The 18,537-nt window shown below is 64.4% G+C and carries 17 protein-coding genes, 1 pseudogene and 1 riboswitch; of the genes and pseudogenes, 7 read left to right on the top strand and 11 right to left on the bottom strand.

The window, feature by feature from the left end:
* Nucleotides 1-18: 18 nt before the first annotated feature.
* Entirely contained in the window at nucleotides 19-468 is a 450-nt protein-coding gene (locus GJV18_RS03900) for a hypothetical protein (protein WP_160343403.1), read from the bottom strand.
* Nucleotides 469-625: 157 nt separating this feature from the next.
* On the opposite strand from GJV18_RS03900, the gene GJV18_RS03895 reads away from it, so the two are divergent.
* Entirely contained in the window at nucleotides 626-1,609 is a 984-nt protein-coding gene (locus GJV18_RS03895) for an alpha/beta hydrolase (RefSeq protein ID WP_160343402.1), read from the top strand.
* Here the strand turns inward: GJV18_RS03895 and GJV18_RS03890 are convergent.
* From GJV18_RS03890 to tkt, 6 genes are all read right to left on the bottom strand, one after another.
* A complete protein-coding gene (locus GJV18_RS03890; protein ID WP_178113411.1) occupies nucleotides 1,560-2,006 on the bottom strand; it encodes a hypothetical protein in 447 nt (148 codons plus the stop codon). The two genes, GJV18_RS03895 and GJV18_RS03890, sit on opposite strands and share 50 nt — an antisense overlap.
* Before the next feature lie 63 nt (nucleotides 2,007-2,069).
* A complete protein-coding gene (fba, locus tag GJV18_RS03885; protein WP_160343401.1) occupies nucleotides 2,070-3,134 on the bottom strand; it encodes a class II fructose-bisphosphate aldolase in 1,065 nt (354 codons plus the stop codon).
* Between the two features lie 101 nt (nucleotides 3,135-3,235).
* Entirely contained in the window at nucleotides 3,236-3,559 is a 324-nt protein-coding gene (locus GJV18_RS03880) for an MliC family protein (RefSeq protein WP_160343400.1), read from the bottom strand.
* 57 nt (nucleotides 3,560-3,616) lie between these two features.
* The gene (locus GJV18_RS03875) at nucleotides 3,617-4,777 is read right to left on the bottom strand and encodes a phosphoglycerate kinase (RefSeq protein WP_160343399.1); all 1,161 of its coding nucleotides are present in this window, start codon (nucleotides 4,775-4,777) and stop codon (nucleotides 3,617-3,619) included.
* A 3-nt stretch (nucleotides 4,778-4,780) separates the two neighbouring features.
* A complete protein-coding gene (gene epd, locus GJV18_RS03870; protein WP_160343398.1) occupies nucleotides 4,781-5,836 on the bottom strand; it encodes an erythrose-4-phosphate dehydrogenase in 1,056 nt (351 codons plus the stop codon).
* 103 nt (nucleotides 5,837-5,939) lie between these two features.
* Nucleotides 5,940-7,940 carry a transketolase gene (gene tkt / locus GJV18_RS03865; protein ID WP_160343397.1) on the bottom strand — a complete coding sequence of 667 codons (2,001 nt, stop codon included), beginning with the start codon at nucleotides 7,938-7,940 and terminating at the stop codon, nucleotides 5,940-5,942.
* 196 nt (nucleotides 7,941-8,136) lie between these two features.
* Between tkt and GJV18_RS03860 the strand changes: the two genes are divergently transcribed.
* Complete coding sequence (locus GJV18_RS03860; RefSeq protein ID WP_160343396.1) at nucleotides 8,137-9,168, top strand: ArsR/SmtB family transcription factor; 1,032 nt, start codon at nucleotides 8,137-8,139, stop codon at nucleotides 9,166-9,168.
* Nucleotides 9,165-10,355: a methionine adenosyltransferase gene (gene metK / locus GJV18_RS03855; RefSeq protein ID WP_160343395.1), complete on the top strand. Its 1,191-nt coding sequence runs from the start codon at nucleotides 9,165-9,167 to the stop codon at nucleotides 10,353-10,355. The genes GJV18_RS03860 and metK overlap by 4 nt, the downstream gene beginning before the upstream one ends.
* A 296-nt stretch (nucleotides 10,356-10,651) precedes the next feature.
* Here metK and GJV18_RS03850 read toward each other — a convergent pair whose 3' ends face one another.
* The 4 genes and pseudogenes from GJV18_RS03850 to GJV18_RS03840 all read right to left on the bottom strand — a co-directional run bounded on the left by GJV18_RS03850 (nucleotide 10,652) and on the right by GJV18_RS03840 (nucleotide 13,348).
* A complete protein-coding gene (locus GJV18_RS03850) occupies nucleotides 10,652-11,110 on the bottom strand; it encodes a c-type cytochrome (protein WP_407692330.1) in 459 nt (152 codons plus the stop codon).
* Between the two features lie 103 nt (nucleotides 11,111-11,213).
* Entirely contained in the window at nucleotides 11,214-12,278 is a 1,065-nt protein-coding gene (locus tag GJV18_RS03845) for a methyl-accepting chemotaxis protein (RefSeq protein ID WP_407692344.1), read from the bottom strand.
* Nucleotides 12,279-12,386: 108 nt separating this feature from the next.
* Nucleotides 12,387-12,668, bottom strand: a pseudogene (locus tag GJV18_RS18790) (type IV pili methyl-accepting chemotaxis transducer N-terminal domain-containing protein); the annotation flags it as partial.
* Nucleotides 12,669-12,961: 293 nt separating this feature from the next.
* The gene (locus tag GJV18_RS03840; protein ID WP_160343392.1) at nucleotides 12,962-13,348 is read right to left on the bottom strand and encodes an MAPEG family protein; all 387 of its coding nucleotides are present in this window, start codon (nucleotides 13,346-13,348) and stop codon (nucleotides 12,962-12,964) included.
* 187 nt (nucleotides 13,349-13,535) lie between these two features.
* Nucleotides 13,536-13,648: riboswitch (S-adenosyl-L-homocysteine riboswitch) on the top strand.
* Nucleotides 13,649-13,671: 23 nt separating this feature from the next.
* On the opposite strand from GJV18_RS03840, the gene ahcY reads away from it, so the two are divergent.
* The 4 genes from ahcY (at nucleotide 13,672) to GJV18_RS03820 (ending at nucleotide 18,447) form a co-directional block, all read left to right on the top strand.
* Nucleotides 13,672-15,081, top strand: a complete 1,410-nt coding sequence (gene ahcY, locus GJV18_RS03835; protein ID WP_160343391.1) for an adenosylhomocysteinase — start codon at nucleotides 13,672-13,674, stop codon at nucleotides 15,079-15,081.
* A 99-nt stretch (nucleotides 15,082-15,180) separates the two neighbouring features.
* A complete protein-coding gene (gene metF / locus GJV18_RS03830) occupies nucleotides 15,181-16,026 on the top strand; it encodes a methylenetetrahydrofolate reductase [NAD(P)H] (RefSeq protein ID WP_160343390.1) in 846 nt (281 codons plus the stop codon).
* 180 nt (nucleotides 16,027-16,206) lie between these two features.
* A complete protein-coding gene (gene ppnN / locus GJV18_RS03825; RefSeq protein ID WP_160343389.1) occupies nucleotides 16,207-17,580 on the top strand; it encodes a nucleotide 5'-monophosphate nucleosidase PpnN in 1,374 nt (457 codons plus the stop codon).
* Between the two features lie 90 nt (nucleotides 17,581-17,670).
* Complete coding sequence (locus GJV18_RS03820) at nucleotides 17,671-18,447, top strand: substrate-binding periplasmic protein (RefSeq protein WP_160343388.1); 777 nt, start codon at nucleotides 17,671-17,673, stop codon at nucleotides 18,445-18,447.
* Nucleotides 18,448-18,537: the final 90 nt, after the last annotated feature.

Raw genomic sequence — 18,537 nt, 5'->3', positions numbered from 1 at the left:
AAAAAGAAAGCCGCCCATTCAGGGCCGGCAAAGGGGACGACTCAGTCGGGCGAACAGCAAGGCGCCGAGGCTGCCACAGGCCATCAATCCGAGGGTGCCGATCAGGCTGCGGTTGGCGCCGATCAGGGTGGGCATGGGCAGCAGAGCGTTGGCCAGGCTCATGGCCAGCCAGATGGCCAGGGCACCCGCCAGGGCAAACAGCGGCCAGCGCAGCGGCAGCAGGCGGCGGCTGAGCCAGGCTGCGCTGGGCAGGGCGCAGAGAAAGCCGGCCGCCACCAGTACCGCGAACAGCGGGGCAAAACCCAGCAGATCCAGACCCGTGGCGCGCAGCCGTACCTCAGCCGACAGGGGCGCCCCCAGGGCCTGCAGCATGGCCAGGTTGTATTGGGTCTGGACAATGCTGCCCAGGGCCGCCGCCAGCAGCACGGCAAACACAAAGGCGAGAACAGGCTGGGCTTTGCTGGGCATGGATACTGACCGGAAGCGGAAAAGTGGCCAAAGTATGACCCACCCATGCCTTCATGCTGGTTCGGGTGTTTTGCAGGGTTTTACGGCGTGCCGATGGTGTGCGGCTTCCCGCTATTGCAAAATGCCATCTGCCCCGCCCATAACAACAAGAACAACCATGAATAAAATCCTCTTTCTCGCCGTGCCGGCGCTACTGGCCATGCTGCTCGCCATCGGCCCACGCCCCCTGGTCGAAGCCCCCTCCGCCTCCACCGAACTGCCCACCGACCTGGACAGCCACCTGCGCAGCCGCGAAGCCCGCTTCAGCGATATCACCCCCGGCGCCGAAAAGCAGATCCGCTGGGCCCATGCCGACCGGCGTCAGACCGACCTGGCGATCATCTACCTGCACGGCTTTTCCGCCACCCGCCAGGAAACCGCGCCGCTGAGCGATCTGCTCGGCGCGCACCTGCAGGCCAATGTGTTTCACACCCGCCTGCGTGGCCACGGGCGTAGCGGCGCTGCCATGGCCGAGGCCAGTGCCGGCGACTGGCTGGCGGATGCTCGCGAGGCACTGGCCATTGGCCAGCGCCTGGGACGCCGGGTACTGGTGATCGGCACCTCCACCGGCGCCACCCTGGCCAGCTGGCTGGCCGTGCAGCATGCCGATGCGCCGGTACTGGCCTATGTGCTGATCTCGCCCAATTTCGCCCCCAAAGATCCCGCCGCCACGGTGCTGACCTGGCCCTGGGCCAGCTACTGGACACCCTTGCTGCTCGGCCGCGAACACCAGTGGCAACCGCACAACGAGGCCCAGGCGCGCTACTGGAGCCACCGCTATCCGGTGCAGGCGTTGCTGCCGATGATGGCCCTGGTCAAATATGTGCGTGCACAGCCCCTGGAGCAGGTGCAGGCGCCGCTGCTGGTGGTCTACTCGCGCGAGGATCAGGTGGTCAGCGCGCCCGCCATCGAGGCCGCCTTTGCCCGCTTTGGCTCGCCGCAGAAAAAGCTGCTGGCCCTGACCGACACCCAGGATCCCTCCCACCATGTGCTGGCCGGGGATATCCTCTCGCCGCGCGACACGCCGCGGGTACAGGCCGCCATCTTCGACTTTATTGCGACGCTGCCGGTCTCAGAGCCAAGCGACAGGGCGCCGCGCTAAAGGCGCAGGGCTGATCGACCAGGTAACTGCGATAGATCGCCAGCAGCTGCTCGACACTCAGGCGGCAGGCGCTGGCGCGGCATTGGCCATTGAAAGCGAAGCGGCTCTGTTCGGCCTCAGCCAGGCGGATATATACGGCCGGCCAGTCCGAGGCAGGGGCATCAGCCGGGGTAAACAGCAGCCGGCCGTCGCGCTGCACCAGAGGCGCGCCCTGAGCGGCATAGTCGAAGACAAACAGCAGGGTGCGCGAGACCTTGGTGGTGCACTCAGCACGCTCGCCACAGTGCTGCGGGTCGGCGACCGGCGGCACCGTGGCAACTGGCTCGCTCACCGGCGCACGACTCACACAGCCGGCCAGCAAGACCAGCGCTACTAACAATCCGCTCAATCGCCTCATCGTCTAGCTCCCAGACAAGAAAAAGCCCCGCATAGGCGGGGCTCTTACTACAGCAACAGCCTGTTAATTGACCTTGGCGGCCAGCTCACCCTTGGCATAACGCAGATACATGCCTTCCAGGGAGATCGGCTTGATCTTGGAGGCATTGCCGGCGGTGCCGAAGGCTTCGTAGCGGGCGATGCAGATATCGCGCATGGCTTCGACTGTCTTGGCGAAGAACTTGCGCGGGTCGAACTCGCTCGGGTGCTCGGCCATCATGCGACGCATGGCGCCGGTGGAGGCCAGGCGCAGGTCGGTGTCGATATTCACCTTGCGCACGCCGTGCTTGATGCCTTCGACGATTTCCTCGACCGGTACGCCGTAGGTTTCCTTGATGTCGCCACCGTACTGGTTGATGATCGCCAGCCACTCCTGGGGCACCGAGCTGGAGCCGTGCATCACCAGGTGGGTGTTGGGGATGCGCTTGTGGATTTCCTTGATGCGGTCGATGGCGAGGATGTCACCGGTAGGCGGCTTGGTGAACTTGTAGGCGCCGTGGCTGGTGCCGATGGCAATCGCCAGGGCATCGACCTGGGTGCGCTTGACGAAGTCGGCGGCCTCTTCCGGGTCGGTCAGCATCTGGCTGTGGTCGAGGATGCCCTCGGCGCCGACGCCATCTTCTTCGCCGGCCTGGCCGGTTTCCAGGCTGCCCAGGCAACCCAGCTCACCTTCCACCGACACACCGCAGGCATGGGCCATGGCCACGGTCTGTTGGGTCACGCGCACGTTGTAGTCATAGTCGGCCGGGGTCTTGCCGTCTTCACGCAGGGAGCCGTCCATCATCACCGAGCTGAAGCCCAGCTGGATCGAGCGCTGACACACATCGGGGCTGGTGCCATGGTCCTGGTGCATGCACACCGGGATATGCGGGAACTCTTCGATGGCCGCCAGGATCAAGTGACGCAGGAAGGGCGCGCCGGCGTATTTGCGGGCGCCGGCGGAAGCCTGGACGATCACCGGGGAATCGGTCTTGTCGGCCGCTTCCATGATGGCGCGCATCTGCTCAAGGTTGTTGACGTTGAAAGCCGGCACGCCGTAGCCGAATTCGGCGGCGTGGTCGAGCATCTGGCGCATGCTGATAAGTGCCATGGTGTTCTTTCTCCCGGTGGGGCTCGTTAATCGTGCAAGCCTGCCGCAGCGGCAGGCGCTATTCAAGTCATGGTGGCCAGGCCACCGTTATCCATCAGGTATCAGGGCGCCTTGCAGCCGCGCCCGATCAGATCATCGCTGGCGGTCCAGTAGACCAGCCCCTGCTCGCCCTTGGTGTGAAAGGACAGCATGCCGTCGCTGTACAGCGCGCCGGAGCCGGCCGGCTCCTGACTCAGGCGATAGACGATATCGCCGCCGCCCAGGCGCACATCCACCTGCTCACCCTTACCATCGGCCAGGCGCCAGAGCACCTCGACCTGGCTGTCACAGACCCAGCGGGTCCATTCATCCGTGGGCGCCTGGCTGCTGGCGCAACCGCCGAGCAGGGCGGCCTGGGCCAGGGTGATGCATCCGTGTTTCAGCATGAGCGAGTTCCTTTGAGTGACGGTGGACAAGGCTGCGCCGTTATCCACCCTACCGGTTTAGCCAGCGCGCTCTTCGAGTACAGCCACGGCCGGCAGTACCTTGCCCTCGACGAATTCGAGGAAGGCACCACCACCGGTGGAAATGTAGGAGATATTCGCCGCCACGCCATATTTGTCGATGGCCGCCAGGGTGTCGCCGCCACCGGCGATGGAAAACGCCGGGCTCTCGGCGATAGCCAGGGCCAGGGCCTTGGTGCCGTTGCCGAACTGGTCGAACTCGAACACGCCGACCGGGCCGTTCCACAGGATGGTCTGCGAGGCCTTGAGCATCTCGGCGAACATGGCCGCAGTCTGCGGGCCGATATCCAGGATCATGTCGTCCTCGGCCACGTCCTTGACCGCCTTGACGGTGGCTTCGGCATCTTCGGCAAAGGCCTTGGCCACCACCACGTCCACCGGCAGCGGCACGCTGACCTTGGCGGCGATGGCCTTGGCGGTGTCGACCAGATCGGCCTCGTACAGCGACTTGCCCACCGGCAGGCCGGCAGCGGCGAGGAAGGTATTGGCGATGCCGCCGCCGACGATCAGCGAGTCGCAGATATCGGCCAGGGAGTTGAGCACGTCCAGCTTGGTCGACACCTTGGAGCCGGCGACGATGGCCAGCATCGGCCGGGTCGGCTTGTCCAGGGCCTTGCCCAGGGCGTCCAGCTCGGCGGCCAGCAGCGGGCCAGCGCAAGCCACCTTGGCGAACTTGGCCACGCCATGGGTCGAACCCTGGGCGCGGTGGGCGGTGCCGAAGGCGTCCATCACGAATACATCGCACAGCTGCGCATATTGCTGGGCCAGCTCGTCGGTATTCTTCTTCTCGCCCTTGTTGAAGCGTACGTTCTCCAGCAGCACCAGCTGGCCCGGGGCGACGTCGACGCCGTTCAGGTAGTCCTTGACCAGCGGCACCTCGCGGCCCAGGGCCTGGCTCAGGTAGGCAGCCACCGGCGCCAGGCTGTCTTCCTCGCTGAACACACCCTCTTCCGGGCGGCCCAGGTGCGAGCAGACCAGCACCGCCGCGCCCTTTTCCAGGGCCAGCTTGATGGTCGGCAGGGAGGCGAGGATGCGCGCATCGCTCTTGACCACGCCGTCCTTCACCGGAACGTTGAGGTCTTCGCGGATCAGCACGCGCTTACCGGCGAGGTCGAGGTCGGTCATCTTCAGAACGGTCATGGTTCAGTCCTTCACGGCAGCAGGTGTAGTCAGGGAAAGAAAATGTTCGGCGACATCGAGCATGCGGTTGGCAAAACCCCACTCGTTGTCGAACCAGGCCAGCAGGTTGACCAGGCGCGGGCCGGACACGCGGGTCTGGCTGCCGTCGACGATGGCCGAGTGCGGGTCGTGGTTGAAATCGCAGCTGGCGTGGGGCAGCTCGGTGTAGGCCAGCAGGCCCTTGAGCGGGCCGCTTTCGGCGGCCTGGCGCAGCACCCGGTTGATTTCTTCTGCCGAGGTGTCGCGAGCGGTCTGCAGGGTGATGTCGAGGCAGGAGACATTCACCGTGGGCACACGAATGGCCTTGGCCTGGATACGCCCGGCCAGCTCCGGCAGCAGACGCTCGATACCCCGGGCCAGGCCGGTGGACACCGGAATCACCGACTGAAAGGCCGAGCGCGTACGGCGCAGGTCCTCATGGTGGTAGGCATCGATCACCGGTTGGTCGTTCATCGCCGAGTGGATGGTGGTGATCGACACATAGTCGATGCCCACCGTCTCATTCAGCAACTTGAGCAGCGGTACGCCGCAGTTGGTGGTGCAGGAGGCGTTGGATACCAGCTTCTCCGCACCGTTCAGGCAGTCCTGATTGACGCCGAACACCACGGTGGCGTCGATATCCGCCTCGCTGGCCATGGGCTGGGACAGCAACACCCGTGGTGCGCCGGCATCGATAAAGCGCTGGGCAGCAGCGCGGCTGGTGTACTGGCCAGAGCATTCCAGCAGCAGATCGATATCCAGAGCGGCCCAATCGATCGCCTCAGGCTCTTGCTCACGCAGTACCTTTACGCAGTCGCCATTGATATGCAGGCAGTCGCCATCGACCTGCACCTCACCGGGAAAACGGCCGTGGGTAGAGTCGAAGCGCGTCAGGTATTCGATGCTGGCCTGATCGGCCAGATCATTGAGCGCCACGATTTCCAGGCTCGCACCCGTGCCACGCTCATGCAGCGCACGCAGCACGCAGCGGCCGATACGGCCATAGCCGTTGAGGGCGATTCTGTAGGGGCGCTTGGGCATCGGATATCTCGGATGGGCCTAGGGTGGACCGCGCTTTATCGATCCACCTGCGGTGTAACGGTGGATGAAAAGAGCGTCATCCACCCTACGACGTCGTTCTCACTCAGGCGTCCAGAAGCTCGGCGGCAGTTTCCAGGATATTCTCGACGGTAAAGCCGAACTCCTCGAACAACGCCGGGGCCGGGGCCGACTCACCGAAGGTGGTCATGCCGATGATGCGACCTTCCAGGCCCACGTACTTGTACCAGTAGTCGGCATGGGAGGCCTCGATGGCGATACGCGCACCGACCTGCACCGGCAGCACGGCCTGCTTGTAACTGGCGTCCTGCTGATCAAACACGCTGGTGGACGGCATCGACACCACGCGCACCTGGCGGCCCTGCTCTTCCAGCTTGGCGGCGGCCTGCATGGCCAGGCCGACTTCCGAGCCGGTGGCGATCAGGATCAGTTCCGGCTCGCCATTGCAGTCCTTGAGCACATAGGCGCCACGGGCGATATCGCCCAGCTGCTGGGCATCACGGTTCTGGTGCGGCAGGTTCTGCCGGCTGAAGATCAGCGCGCTCGGGCCGTCATTGCGCTCGATGGCGTACTTCCAGGCCACCGCCGATTCCACCGCGTCACAGGGGCGCCAGGTGTCCAGGTTCGGCGTGCCACGCAGGCTGGCCAGCTGCTCGATCGGCTGGTGGGTCGGGCCGTCTTCGCCCAGACCAATGGAGTCGTGGGTAAAGACATAGAGCACGCGCTGCTTCATCAATGCGGACATGCGCACGGCGTTGCGGGCGTATTCCATGAAGATCAGGAAGGTGGCGCCGTAGGGCACGAAACCGCCGTGCAGGGCGATACCGTTCATGATCGCGCTCATGCCGAATTCGCGCACGCCGTAGAACATGTAGTTGCCGCTGGCATCGGCCTCGGAGACGCCCTTGCAGCCCTTCCACAGGGTCAGGTTGGAGCCGGCCAGATCCGCCGAGCCACCGAGGAACTCCGGCAGCAGCGGGCCGAAGGCGTTCAGGACGTTCTGGCTGGCCTTACGACTGGCGATGGTCTCGCCCTTGGCGGCGACTTCCTGGATATAGGCACTGGCCTTCTCGGCAAAATCTGCGGGCAGTTCACCGGCCATACGGCGCTTGAATTCGCTGGCCAGCTCCGGGTAGGCAGCGGCGTAGGCGGCAAAACGCTGGTTCCACTCGGCCTCGGCAGCCGCGCCGGCTTCCTTGGCGTCCCACTCGGCGTAGATCTCCGCCGGGATTTCGAACGGGCCATGGTTCCAGCCCAGGGTGGCGCGGGTCAGGGAGATTTCATCGTTACCCAGCGGGGCGCCATGGCACTCTTCCTTGCCCTGCTTGTTCGGCGAGCCGAAACCGATGGTGGTCTTGCAGCAGATCAGGGTGGGCTGGTCGCTGGTCTTGCGCGCGGTGTCGATGGCGATCTTGATCTCTTCAGCATCGTGGCCGTCGACATTGCGGATCACCTGCCAGCCGTAGGCCTCGAAGCGCTTGGGGGTGTCGTCGGTAAACCAGCCCTCGACTTCACCGTCGATGGAAATGCCGTTGTCATCGTAGAAGGCGATCAACTTGCCCAGGCCCAGGGTGCCGGCCAGGGAGCAGACTTCATGGCTGATGCCTTCCATCATGCAGCCGTCGCCGAGGAAGGCGTAAGTGAAGTGGTCGACGATCTGGTGGCCGTCGCGGTTGAACTGGGCGCCCAGCACCTTCTCGGCGATGGCAAAACCCACGGCATTGGCAATGCCCTGACCGAGCGGGCCGGTGGTGGTCTCAACGCCCGGGGTGTAGCCGTATTCCGGGTGGCCCGGGGTGCGGCTGTGCAGCTGGCGGAAGTTTTTCAGGTCTTCGATGCCGAGGTCGTAGCCGGTCAGGTGCAGCAGCGAGTAGATCAGCATCGAGCCGTGGCCGTTGGACAGCACAAAGCGGTCACGATCGGCGAAGCTGGGGTTGCTCGGGTTGTGCTTGAGGTAGTCGCGCCACAGCACCTCGGCGATATCCGCCATACCCATCGGCGCACCGGGGTGGCCGCTGTTGGCTTTCTGCACGGCATCCATGCTCAGGGCACGAATGGCATTGGCTCGCTCACGACGGCTGGGCATTACTGAATCTCCTACGGGGCTGCTTGGGCAACTGGGGTCGAAAAAGGCGGCCATTTTCGCCCAGCCGGCCCCCAGGGGCAATGACAGATAGTCGCAGAGCCATGCTTTTCTGGCCCGGACGCCAGCAAGATCAATATCAAAAAGTTTTGATATTGATCTTGCTGGATAAAAAATGACCGACTAGACTGCCCGACCTATGAATATGCGCGCCCCCGATCTCAGCTTTGAGCCGGTCGACGCCCTGGCCATCCTGGCCAAGGCGGCGGGCGATGGCCTGCGCCTGAATATCCTGCGCGCCCTGTGCAACGACTCCTTCGGCGTCCTGGAGCTGGCGCAGATCTTCGCCATGGGCCAGTCCGGCATCAGCCACCACCTCAAGGTGCTGGCCCAGGCCGGCCTGGTGGCCACTCGCCGCGAAGGCAATGCGATCTTCTATCGCCGCGCCCTGCCCCAAAGCGAACAACCCGGCGGCCTGCTGCACAGTGCCCTGCTCGATGAGGTGGACCGTCTGGGCCTGCCCGCCGATACCCAGCTGCGCATAAAACAGGTGCACAGCCAGCGCGCCGCCGCCAGTGCCGACTTCTTTGCCCGCATGGCCGCCAGTTTCCAGGCCCAGCAGGACCTGATCGCCGGGCTGCCGCAGTACCGCGACAGCGTGCTGGCCCTGCTCGACGCCATCGGTTTTGCCGCCGACGCCCAGGCCATCGAAATCGGCCCCGGCGATGGCGCCTTTCTGCCCGAGCTGGCCAGGCGCTTCGCCCAGGTCACCGCCCTGGACAACAGCCCGGCCATGCTCGAACTGGCTCGCCAGCGCTGCCAGCAGGACGGTCTGGACAATGTCCAGCTGCAGCTGGCCGATGCCCTGCACGATGACTATCCGGGCGCCGACTGCCTGGTGCTGAATATGGTGCTGCACCATTTCGCCGCTCCAGCCGAGGCCCTACAGCAGCTGGCCCAGCGTTTGAAGCCCGGCGGCAGCCTGCTGCTCAGCGAGTTGTGCAGCCATAACCAGAGCTGGGCCCGGGAAGCCTGCGGCGACCTGTGGCTGGGCTTCGAGCAGGACGACCTGTCACGCTGGGCCATTGGCGCCGGCCTGACGCCCAGCGAAAGCCTCTACGTGGGGCTGAAGAACGGTTTCCAGATTCAAATCCGGCACTTTGCCAAACCGCAGACATTCAGCGGCCCGTCGGTCGCATTCACCGATCAACCCGAGGACCCCAAACGATGAGCGAATACTCCCTCTTTACCTCCGAATCCGTGTCCGAAGGCCACCCGGACAAGATCGCCGACCAGATCTCCGACGCGGTGCTGGACGCCATCATCGCCCAGGACAAGCACGCCCGTGTGGCGGTGGAAACCCTGGTCAAGACCGGTGTGGCGATTGTTGCCGGTGAAGTCACCACCAGCGCCTGGGTCGACCTGGAAGACCTGGTGCGCAAGGTCATCTGCGATATCGGCTACACCAATTCCGACGTCGGCTTCGACGGCCACACCTGCGGCATCATCAACATCATTGGCAAGCAGTCCCCGGACATCAACCAGGGCGTCGACCGCGCCAAGCCGGAAGACCAGGGCGCGGGCGACCAGGGCCTGATGTTCGGCTACGCCAGCAACGAAACCGACGTACTGATGCCGGCCCCGATCTGCTTCAGCCATCGCCTGGTCGAGCGCCAGGCCGAAGCGCGCAAGTCCGGCCTGCTGCCGTGGCTGCGCCCGGACGCGAAATCCCAGGTCACCTGCCGCTACGAGAACGGCCAGGTGGTCGGCATCGACGCGGTGGTGCTGTCCACCCAGCACAACCCGGACGTGAAATACGACGACCTGCGCGAAGGCGTGATGGAGCTGATCGTCAAGCACGTGCTGCCGGCCGAGCTGCTGCACAAGGACACCCAGTTCCATATCAACCCGACCGGCCAGTTCATCATCGGCGGCCCGGTGGGCGACTGCGGCCTGACCGGGCGCAAGATCATCGTCGACAGCTACGGCGGCATGGCCCGTCACGGCGGCGGCGCCTTCTCCGGCAAGGATCCATCCAAGGTCGACCGCTCGGCGGCCTACGCCGGTCGTTACGTGGCCAAGAACATCGTCGCCGCAGGCCTGGCCGAGCGCTGCGAAATCCAGGTGTCCTACGCCATCGGCGTGGCCCAGCCGACCTCGATCTCGATCAACACCTTCGGCACCCACAAGGTGGCCGAAGACACCATCATCAAGCTGGTGCGCGAAGTGTTCGACCTGCGCCCCTACGCCATCACCAAGATGCTCGACCTGCTGCACCCCATGTACCAGGAAACCGCCGCCTACGGCCACTTCGGCCGCACCCCGGCGCAGAAGACCGTGGGCGATGACAGCTTCACTACCTTCACCTGGGAGAAAACCGACAAGGCCGCCGAGTTGCGCGCGGCTGCCGGCCTGTAAGAGCCCGCACAAAGTCTGCTGCGCGTCGGCCCTGCTGCGTTAAAAACAGGCTCGGAAAGCCGCTTGCGGCTAACGCACTTCAGTGCGGCCCCGAAGGGGCGAGCGAAGCGAGTAATGCTCATGTACAAAAGTACACTCCGCTTCCTCGCCTGCTTTGACCAGCCGGAGGCTGTTACTACGTAGCGCCTTGCAGGACTCTAGCTCGCGAGCCTTTGCACAGACTCTTAGCCCCAACAAAAAGCCCCGCCCGTATTACTCGGGCGGGGCTTTTTGCTCTCTGTACCAGCGGTTTCGGCTTAATACACCCGAAACTCCTCATGACAGGCCTTGCAGGCATCCTCGACCCGCTGCATCGGCGCCACCAGCTGCTTGCGGCGCAGGGGGTTGGCCTGGCTGGCGGCCACCAGGGCGGCGGTTTCGGCCTGCATGGCCTCGGCCAGCTCGGCAAAGCGCGTCTGGCGCTGCCACACCTCATCACGCGCCCGGCTCTCACCGCCCTCCTCGCGCACCTGGGGGAAATGCTGCCAGGGCGTGGCCGTCAGCCGATCCAGCTCCGCGGCGCCGGCGACAAAACCCTCGGCCTTGAACGGCAGGCGCCCGCGCAGCATGCCGCCCAGGTCTTCGCTGACCTTGAGCATCTGCTTGAAGATGGCCTGACGCTGGCCCTGGGGCGAATCGGGATCGACACCGCCACAGGCGCTCAGGGCCAGCACAAGGGCGGACAACAGCAGGACTCGGCATTTCATCAGGGGCATCGCTACAGGCTGGAAAAGGCCGGCAGTATCGCAGATGCCCGGGGTAGCACAGAACCGTCGATTGTTTTCGACAAATAACAGGCCGCACCTACAGCCGCCCGGCTCAGGTCTGAAAGCGGCTTAATTGCCCGGTCAGACGCTGCACCTCGGCATGAATCCGGCTGCTGACCTGCATCACGCTCTGCGCATCGCCATGGCTGCGCTCGGCCAGCCCGGAGACCTCGGCCACACGCTGGTCGATATCATGGGCCACCTGGCTTTGCTGTTCGGCAGCGGTGGCGATCTGGGCATTCATGGCGTTGATGCTGTCCACCGCGCCGACGATGATATCCAGCACCTGATTGGCTTCCTGGATATGCGTGAGGTTGCTGCGCACCAGCTGACTGCTGCCTTCGATGGCGGTCACCGCCTGCTGTGCGCCCTGTTGCAGACGCTGGATGATCGCCTGGATCTCGCCGGTGGATTCCTGAGTGCGACTGGCCAGGGTGCGCACCTCATCGGCGACCACGGCAAAACCACGCCCGGCCTCGCCAGCCCGGGCCGCCTCGATGGCAGCATTCAGGGCCAACAGATTGGTCTGCTCGGCAATCGAGGTGATCACCTCCAGCACCTTGCCGACCCCGGCGGTTTCCTCACGCAGGGCCTGCATGCTGCGGGCATTGCGCTGCATCTCTTCGGCCAGGCTGGTGAGCAGCTCGGCACTGCGCTGCACCGCGCGCTGACCACTCTGGGCGCTGCCATCGGCGCTGCGCGCGGACTCGGCCGCCTGGCTGGCATGGCGGGCCACCTCGGCCACGGTGGCGCTCATCTCGGTCATGGCGGTGGCCACCTGATCGAGGTTTTCATGCTGACGCCGCGCGCCTTCGCCCGCCGCCTCGGCTACCGCCAGGGCCTGCTGCACATGCGTCTGGGTCGTGCCGCCGGAGGCCTTGACCTCATCCAGCAGGGCACGCACCTCGCGCTGCATACGGTTGTAGCCGGCAATGATGCGACCGATTTCGTTGTCGCGCTGCTCCGCATCCAGGCCCCGGGTAAAGTCGCCGGCACCGACCCGGGTCAGGCCCTGCTCGACCATGCCCAGATTGGCCATCAGCGGACGCAGACCAAACTGCCGGCCCAACACCACCAAAAGCAGGATGCTCAGCAGGCAACCAAAGGCCAGCCACATCAAAGCGTGCTGACGGCTCTCGACATGACTGGCCATCAAGCCCACCGCCTTGTTCATTTCCCGCAGCAGAGTGGTGGAGGCTGTTTCCAGCGCTGCAAGGTCCACCTCGGCACCGCCGGCCAGGCGCTCCAGCTGACCTCGAAAATCGCCCCAGAGCTGACCGACCAGGGTCATCTGCGCCTGAATAGGGGCTGCCTTGATCACACTGATATTGCGCGCCGCATCGCCCTTGAGCAGGGCCTCGTGGGCCAGGGCGAACTGCGCGATGGTGGCCTCAAGCGCGCCCCGTTCGATAACCCCCTCGTGCAGCAGCAGGGCTTCCTTGGTCATCTTCTGGCTGAGCATGCGCTGGGCGCCGGCGACGTTGATGGTCTCCGGCGACACCGCCATGTTCAGGTACAGGGCCACCGAGGCAACCAGCGCCAGGAGGAACATCAGGGCGTAGGAAAACAGGAACTGCTGGTTCAGGGTGCGCAGACCGATGGCGCACAGTAGGCGATCGAAAAACAGGGTGGCGGACATGCTGATTCCCTCCGGCAAGTGGCGACGAATCCTGACTGTCGAGCTAACAACGCTAGCTCAGCGCCGCCCGCCTGCACGACCGCTCGGCGGCTGATTCACCAATGCCTTGCGCACCGAATCCGGGCACCAGCACGCCCCAACTCGGGGCTTGCGCACCGAGATCAGGCAGCGACGATAAACAGGCTGACAATCAGCCCCATGCCGACAAACCAGACCAGCGAGCGCAGCGCTGCCCAATCGGCGACATAGCAGATGAAATAGGCGATGCGGCTGAGCACGAAAGCCAGCGCCAGCTGGTCCAGCAGGGCCTGCTCGGCACCACCGGCCAGGTGGGCGATGATCACTGCGGCGGCGAAGGCCGGGGTGACCTCGAAGCTGTTGAGCTGGGCATTGTTGGCGCGTCGGCCCAACCCGCTGAGGTTGTCCAGCAACGCCCGCGGATCATGGTTGTGCCGGGGGCTGAAACCACCACTGACGGCCTTGGCCGTGATGGTGGAGAGGTAGGGCAGAAACAGGGCAATCAGTACACACCAGTAGGCGAGGGTCATGGCAGCTCCGAGGTTGGGCGAAAGAAGCCGCAGCCTGCCGCAAAGGCGGCGCCAGCGCCATGGCTGCACCGGCCCAAGCGTCGGGCATAACAGCCAATTCGCCGACGGAAAGCCTTGGGCTTGGCCGCCAGGCTGGCTATACTTCGCCAGCTTCACGCGCGCGGCCAGCTCCGCGCGTGCCCGCCACCTGTCCGAGGGGCGCTGCAGCAAGCTCGATACCTGACTGGACTCCAGCTCAGGCCCAGGCTTGTCAGGCTCGGATAGGGCGTTAACCAAACGCATCAACGGCGCCCATTCGACACAAACGAATGGAGAACTCATCTATGAGCGCTGTACTGACGCCTGCCGGTTTTACCGACTTCAAGGTTGCCGATATTTCCCTGGCCGAGTGGGGCCGCAAGGAACTGATCATCGCCGAGTCCGAGATGCCGGCACTGATGGGCCTGCGCCGCAAATACGCCGGCGAGCAACCGCTGAAAGGCGCGAAGATCATCGGCTGCATCCACATGACCATCCAGACCGGCGTGCTGATCGAGACGCTGATCGCCCTGGGTGCCGAAGTACGCTGGTCGTCCTGCAATATCTTCTCCACCCAGGATCAGGCCGCTGCCGCCATCGCCGCCGCCGGCATCCCGGTATTCGCCTGGAAGGGCGAGACCGAGGAGGAGTACGAGTGGTGCATCGAGCAGACCATCCTCAAGGACGGCAAGCCGTGGGACGCCAATATGATCCTGGACGACGGCGGTGACCTAACCCAGATCATCCACGAGCGCTACCCGGCCATGCTGGACAAGATCCACGGCATCACCGAGGAAACCACCACCGGCGTGCACCGCCTGCTCGACATGCTCAAGGCCGGCACCCTGAAAGTCCCGGCGATCAACGTCAACGACTCGGTGACCAAGAGCAAGAACGACAACAAGTACGGCTGCCGTCACAGCCTCAACGACGCCATCAAGCGCGGCGTCGACCACCTGCTGTCGGGCAAGCAGGCCCTGGTCATCGGCTACGGCGACGTGGGCAAGGGCTCGGCCCAGTCCCTGCGCCAGGAAGGCATGATCGTCAAGGTGTCCGAAGTCGACCCGATCTGCGCCATGCAGGCCTGCATGGACGGCTTCGAGCTGGTGTCCCCGTACATCAACGGCCTCAACGATGGTACTGAAGCCAGCATCGACAAGGCCCTGCTGGGCAAGATCGACCTGATTGTCACCACCACCGGCAACGTCAACGTCTGCGACGCCAATATGCTCAAGGCCCTCAAGGCCCGCGCCGTGGTGTGCAACATCGGTCACTTCGACAACGAGATCGACACCGCCTTTATGCGCAAGCACTGGGCCTGGGAAGAAGTGAAGCCGCAAGTGCACAAGATCCACCGCACCGGTGCCGGTAGCTTCGACCCGCGCAATGACGACTACCTGATCCTGCTGGCCGAAGGTCGCCTGGTCAACCTGGGCAACGCCACCGGCCACCCGAGCCGGATCATGGACGGCTCCTTCGCCAACCAGGTGCTGGCGCAGATCTTCCTGTACGAGCAGAAGTTCGCCGACCTCTCGACCGAGAAGAAAGCCGAACGCCTGACCGTGGAAGTGCTGCCGAAGAAGCTGGACGAGGAAGTGGCGCTGGAGATGGTCAAGGGCTTCGGTGGCGTGGTCACCCAGCTGACCAAGCAGCAGGCCGACTATATCGGCGTGACCGTGGACGGCCCGTTCAAGCCGGACGCCTACCGTTACTAATGCGTAGGGTGGATAAGCCCATGGCTTATCCACCGCCGACTTCCCGCACGGTGGATGGAAAAACACCATCCACCCTACGTCTGCAAGGCTAGAAACCCTATGAGCCAAGAACGCCGTTACAGCTTCGAGTTCTTCCCCACCAAGACCGAAGCCGGGCATGAAAAACTGATGACCGTGGCGCGCCAGCTGGCGAGCTACAAGCCGGATTTCTTCTCCTGCACCTACGGTGCCGGGGGCTCCACCCGCGACCGCACCCTCAACACCGTGCTGCAGCTGGACGGTGAAGTGGGTGTGAGCACCGCGCCCCACCTGTCCTGCGTCGGCGACAGCAAGGCCGAACTGCGCGAACTGCTGAGCACCTACCAGAGCAATGGCATCAAGCGCATCGTCGCCCTGCGTGGTGACCTGCCGTCCGGCATGGGCATGGCCAGCGGCGAGCTGCGTTACGCCAACGAGCTGGTGGAATTTATCCGCAGCGAGACCGGTGATCACTTCCATATCGAGGTGGCCGCCTATCCGGAGATGCATCCCCAGGCGCGCAGCTTCGAGGATGACATCGCCAACTTCGTGCGCAAGGCCAAGGCCGGCGCGGACAGCGCCATCACCCAGTACTTCTTCAACGCCGATTGCTACTTCTACTTCGTCGAGCGCGTACAGAAGCTGGGCGTGGATATTCCGGTGGTGCCGGGCATCATGCCGATCACCAACTACAGCAAGCTGGCGCGCTTCTCCGACGCCTGCGGTGCGGAAATCCCGCGCTGGGTGCGTAAGCAACTGGAAGCCTACGGTGACGATACCGACAGCATCCAGGCCTATGGCGAGCAGGTCATCACCGAAATGTGCGAGCGCCTGCTGCAAGGCGGCGCCCCGGGCTTGCACTTCTACAGCATGAACCAGGCCGAACCCAGCCTGGCGATCTGGAACAACCTCAAGCTGCCACGCTGACCGTTCCAACCGGCCATGGCCCTGCCCATGGTCGGTGCTCCCGCAATAGACACGCCGCTGTGCCGCAGCGGACGTTTCCCTCTTCTCAGCAATATCCGGCAGTGACTTGCCGCCCTCCCGGCTTGACCTATGGGTCAGCCCTGCATAGCTTGAAGCTTAAGACCACCATGGAGTTGTGTAATGGTCAGCAGAAAAACCACCCATGCCTCGGTGTCCCCCAAAGGCAGCCTGGAAACCCTCTCCCAGCGCGAAGTGCAACAACTGCGTGAAACCGGCTCGGGCAGCGTCTACGCCCTGTTTCGCCAGTGCGCCCTGGCCATTCTCAATACCGGCTCGCACAGCGACAACGCCAAGACCATTCTGGAGGCCTACCCGGACTTCGAGATCCGCATCCACCAGCAGGACCGCGGTATCCGCCTGGAGCTGCTGAACGCACCGGCCGATGCCTTCGTCGACGGCGAGATGATCGCCAGTACCCGGGAAATGCTGTTCAGCGCCCTGCGCGATATCGTCTACACCGAGAGTGAGCTGGCCCATCAGCGGGTCGATTTCAGCAGCTCCCAGGGCATCACCGACTACGTCTTCCACCTGCTGCGCAATGCCCGCACCCTGCGTCCTGGCGTGGAGCCGAAGATGGTGGTGTGTTGGGGTGGTCATTCCATCGGCCATGAGGAATACAAGTACACCAAGACCGTTGGCCACGAACTGGGCCTGCGCGGCCTGGACATCTGCACCGGCTGTGGCCCTGGGGTGATGAAGGGACCAATGAAGGGCGCCACCATCGCCCACGCCAAGCAGCGCAATGTCGGCGGCCGCTACCTGGGCCTGACCGAGCCGGGAATCATCGCCGCCGAGGCGCCCAACCCCATCGTCAACGAACTGGTGATCCTGCCGGATATCGAGAAGCGCCTGGAGGCCTTCGTCCGCGTCGGCCACGGCATCATCATCTTCCCCGGCGGCGCGGGCACCGCCGAGGAACTGCTGTACCTGCTGGGCATCCTGATGCACCCGGACAACAGGGACCTGCCCTTCCCGCTGATCCTCACCGGGCCGCGCAGTGCCAGCGCCTACCTGCAGCAGCTGCATGACTTTATCGGCGCCACCCTGGGCAGCGATGCCCAGCAGCGCTACCAGATCATCCTCCACGACCCGGCCCAGGTGGCCCGGGAGATGGCCCAGGGGATCAAGGCGGTGACCCAGTTCCGTCGCGAGCGCAACGATGCCTTCCACTTCAACTGGCTGCTGAAGATCGACGAGCAGTTCCAGCACCCCTTCGAGCCGACCCACGACAACATGGCCAATCTCAAGCTGACCCGCGAGCAGCCGGTGCATGAGCTGGCCGCCCACCTGCGCCGGGCCTTCTCCGGGATCGTCTCGGGCAACGTCAAGGACCAGGGCATTCGCCGCATCGAGCAGCACGGCCCCTACCGCCTGGCTGGTGACAAGGCCATCATGCAGCCGCTGGATCGGCTGCTGCAGGCCTTTGTCGAACAGCACCGCATGAAGCTGCCGGGCAATACCGCCTATGTGCCCTGCTACCAGCTGGTGGACTAGGACCATAAGGCGGCGATGTGACCTGCCCCATGGCCAGGTCCTTGCATGGCTGGCTATGATGATTTATTGCCGCCATGCCGAGGCCCGTCGATGATGTCCAAGCTTGCCGCCCTGCTGTTAGCGCTGAGCGTCTGGCTGCCTGCACAGGCGCAACCCCTGCGGGTCTGTACCAATGAATGGCCGCCCTACACCCTGCTGGAGGACGGTCAGGTGCGGGGCATTGACGCCGATCTGCTGACCCTGGCCCTGGACAACCTGGGCATCGCCCACGAAATGACCCTGGAGCCCTGGCGCCGCTGCCTGCGCAAGATGCAGGACGGCCAGCTGGATATCCTCCTGGACGCCTTCTACAACGAAGAACGGGCGCGGCAGATGCGCTTCCCCAGCGAGCCCATGGCGGAAAACGCCATGGTGCTGTTCTATGCCACGGCGCGCCCGCACAAGGTCGACTCTGTGGCCGAACTCACTGGCCTGCGGGTGGGTACCGAGCCGGGCTACGCCTATGGCGATGCCAGCTTTGCCGAGGGCACGCACTTTATCCGTGAAGACGCCCCCAGCCTGGAGGCCAACTTCGGCAAGCTGCTGCTGGGCCGCGTCGACCTGGTCATTACCGACCGCGCCGTGGGCCTGTATACCGCCCGCCTGCTGGGTATGCAGGAGGCGATCGACTACAACCGCAAGCCGCTGTACAGCGACCGTGTTTACGCGGCCTTCAGTCGCAAACCCGACGTCGCCGCCCTGGTGCCGCGCTTCGAGGCCGAACTCAAGCGTATCAAGGCCGGGCCTGACTACGCACGGATCCTGCAGCGCTACCATCAACCCGTGGCCGAATCCACCGCCGGGCAGACCGAGACTAGCGCTGATTAGTCGCTCTGTTATACTCCGGCCTTCCCGCCAGGCTTGCGTCCGGATGCTAACCCCCAGAGGTCAGCAGTACCGGACGGGATCATGCGCTCC

The sequence above is a fragment of the Pseudomonas xionganensis genome (assembly GCF_009763245.1).
GTDB lineage: Bacteria > Pseudomonadota > Gammaproteobacteria > Pseudomonadales > Pseudomonadaceae > Aquipseudomonas > Aquipseudomonas xionganensis.
Note: the sequence above shows the minus strand (reverse complement) of the source record. Positions and strands in the feature narration are given on the sequence as shown.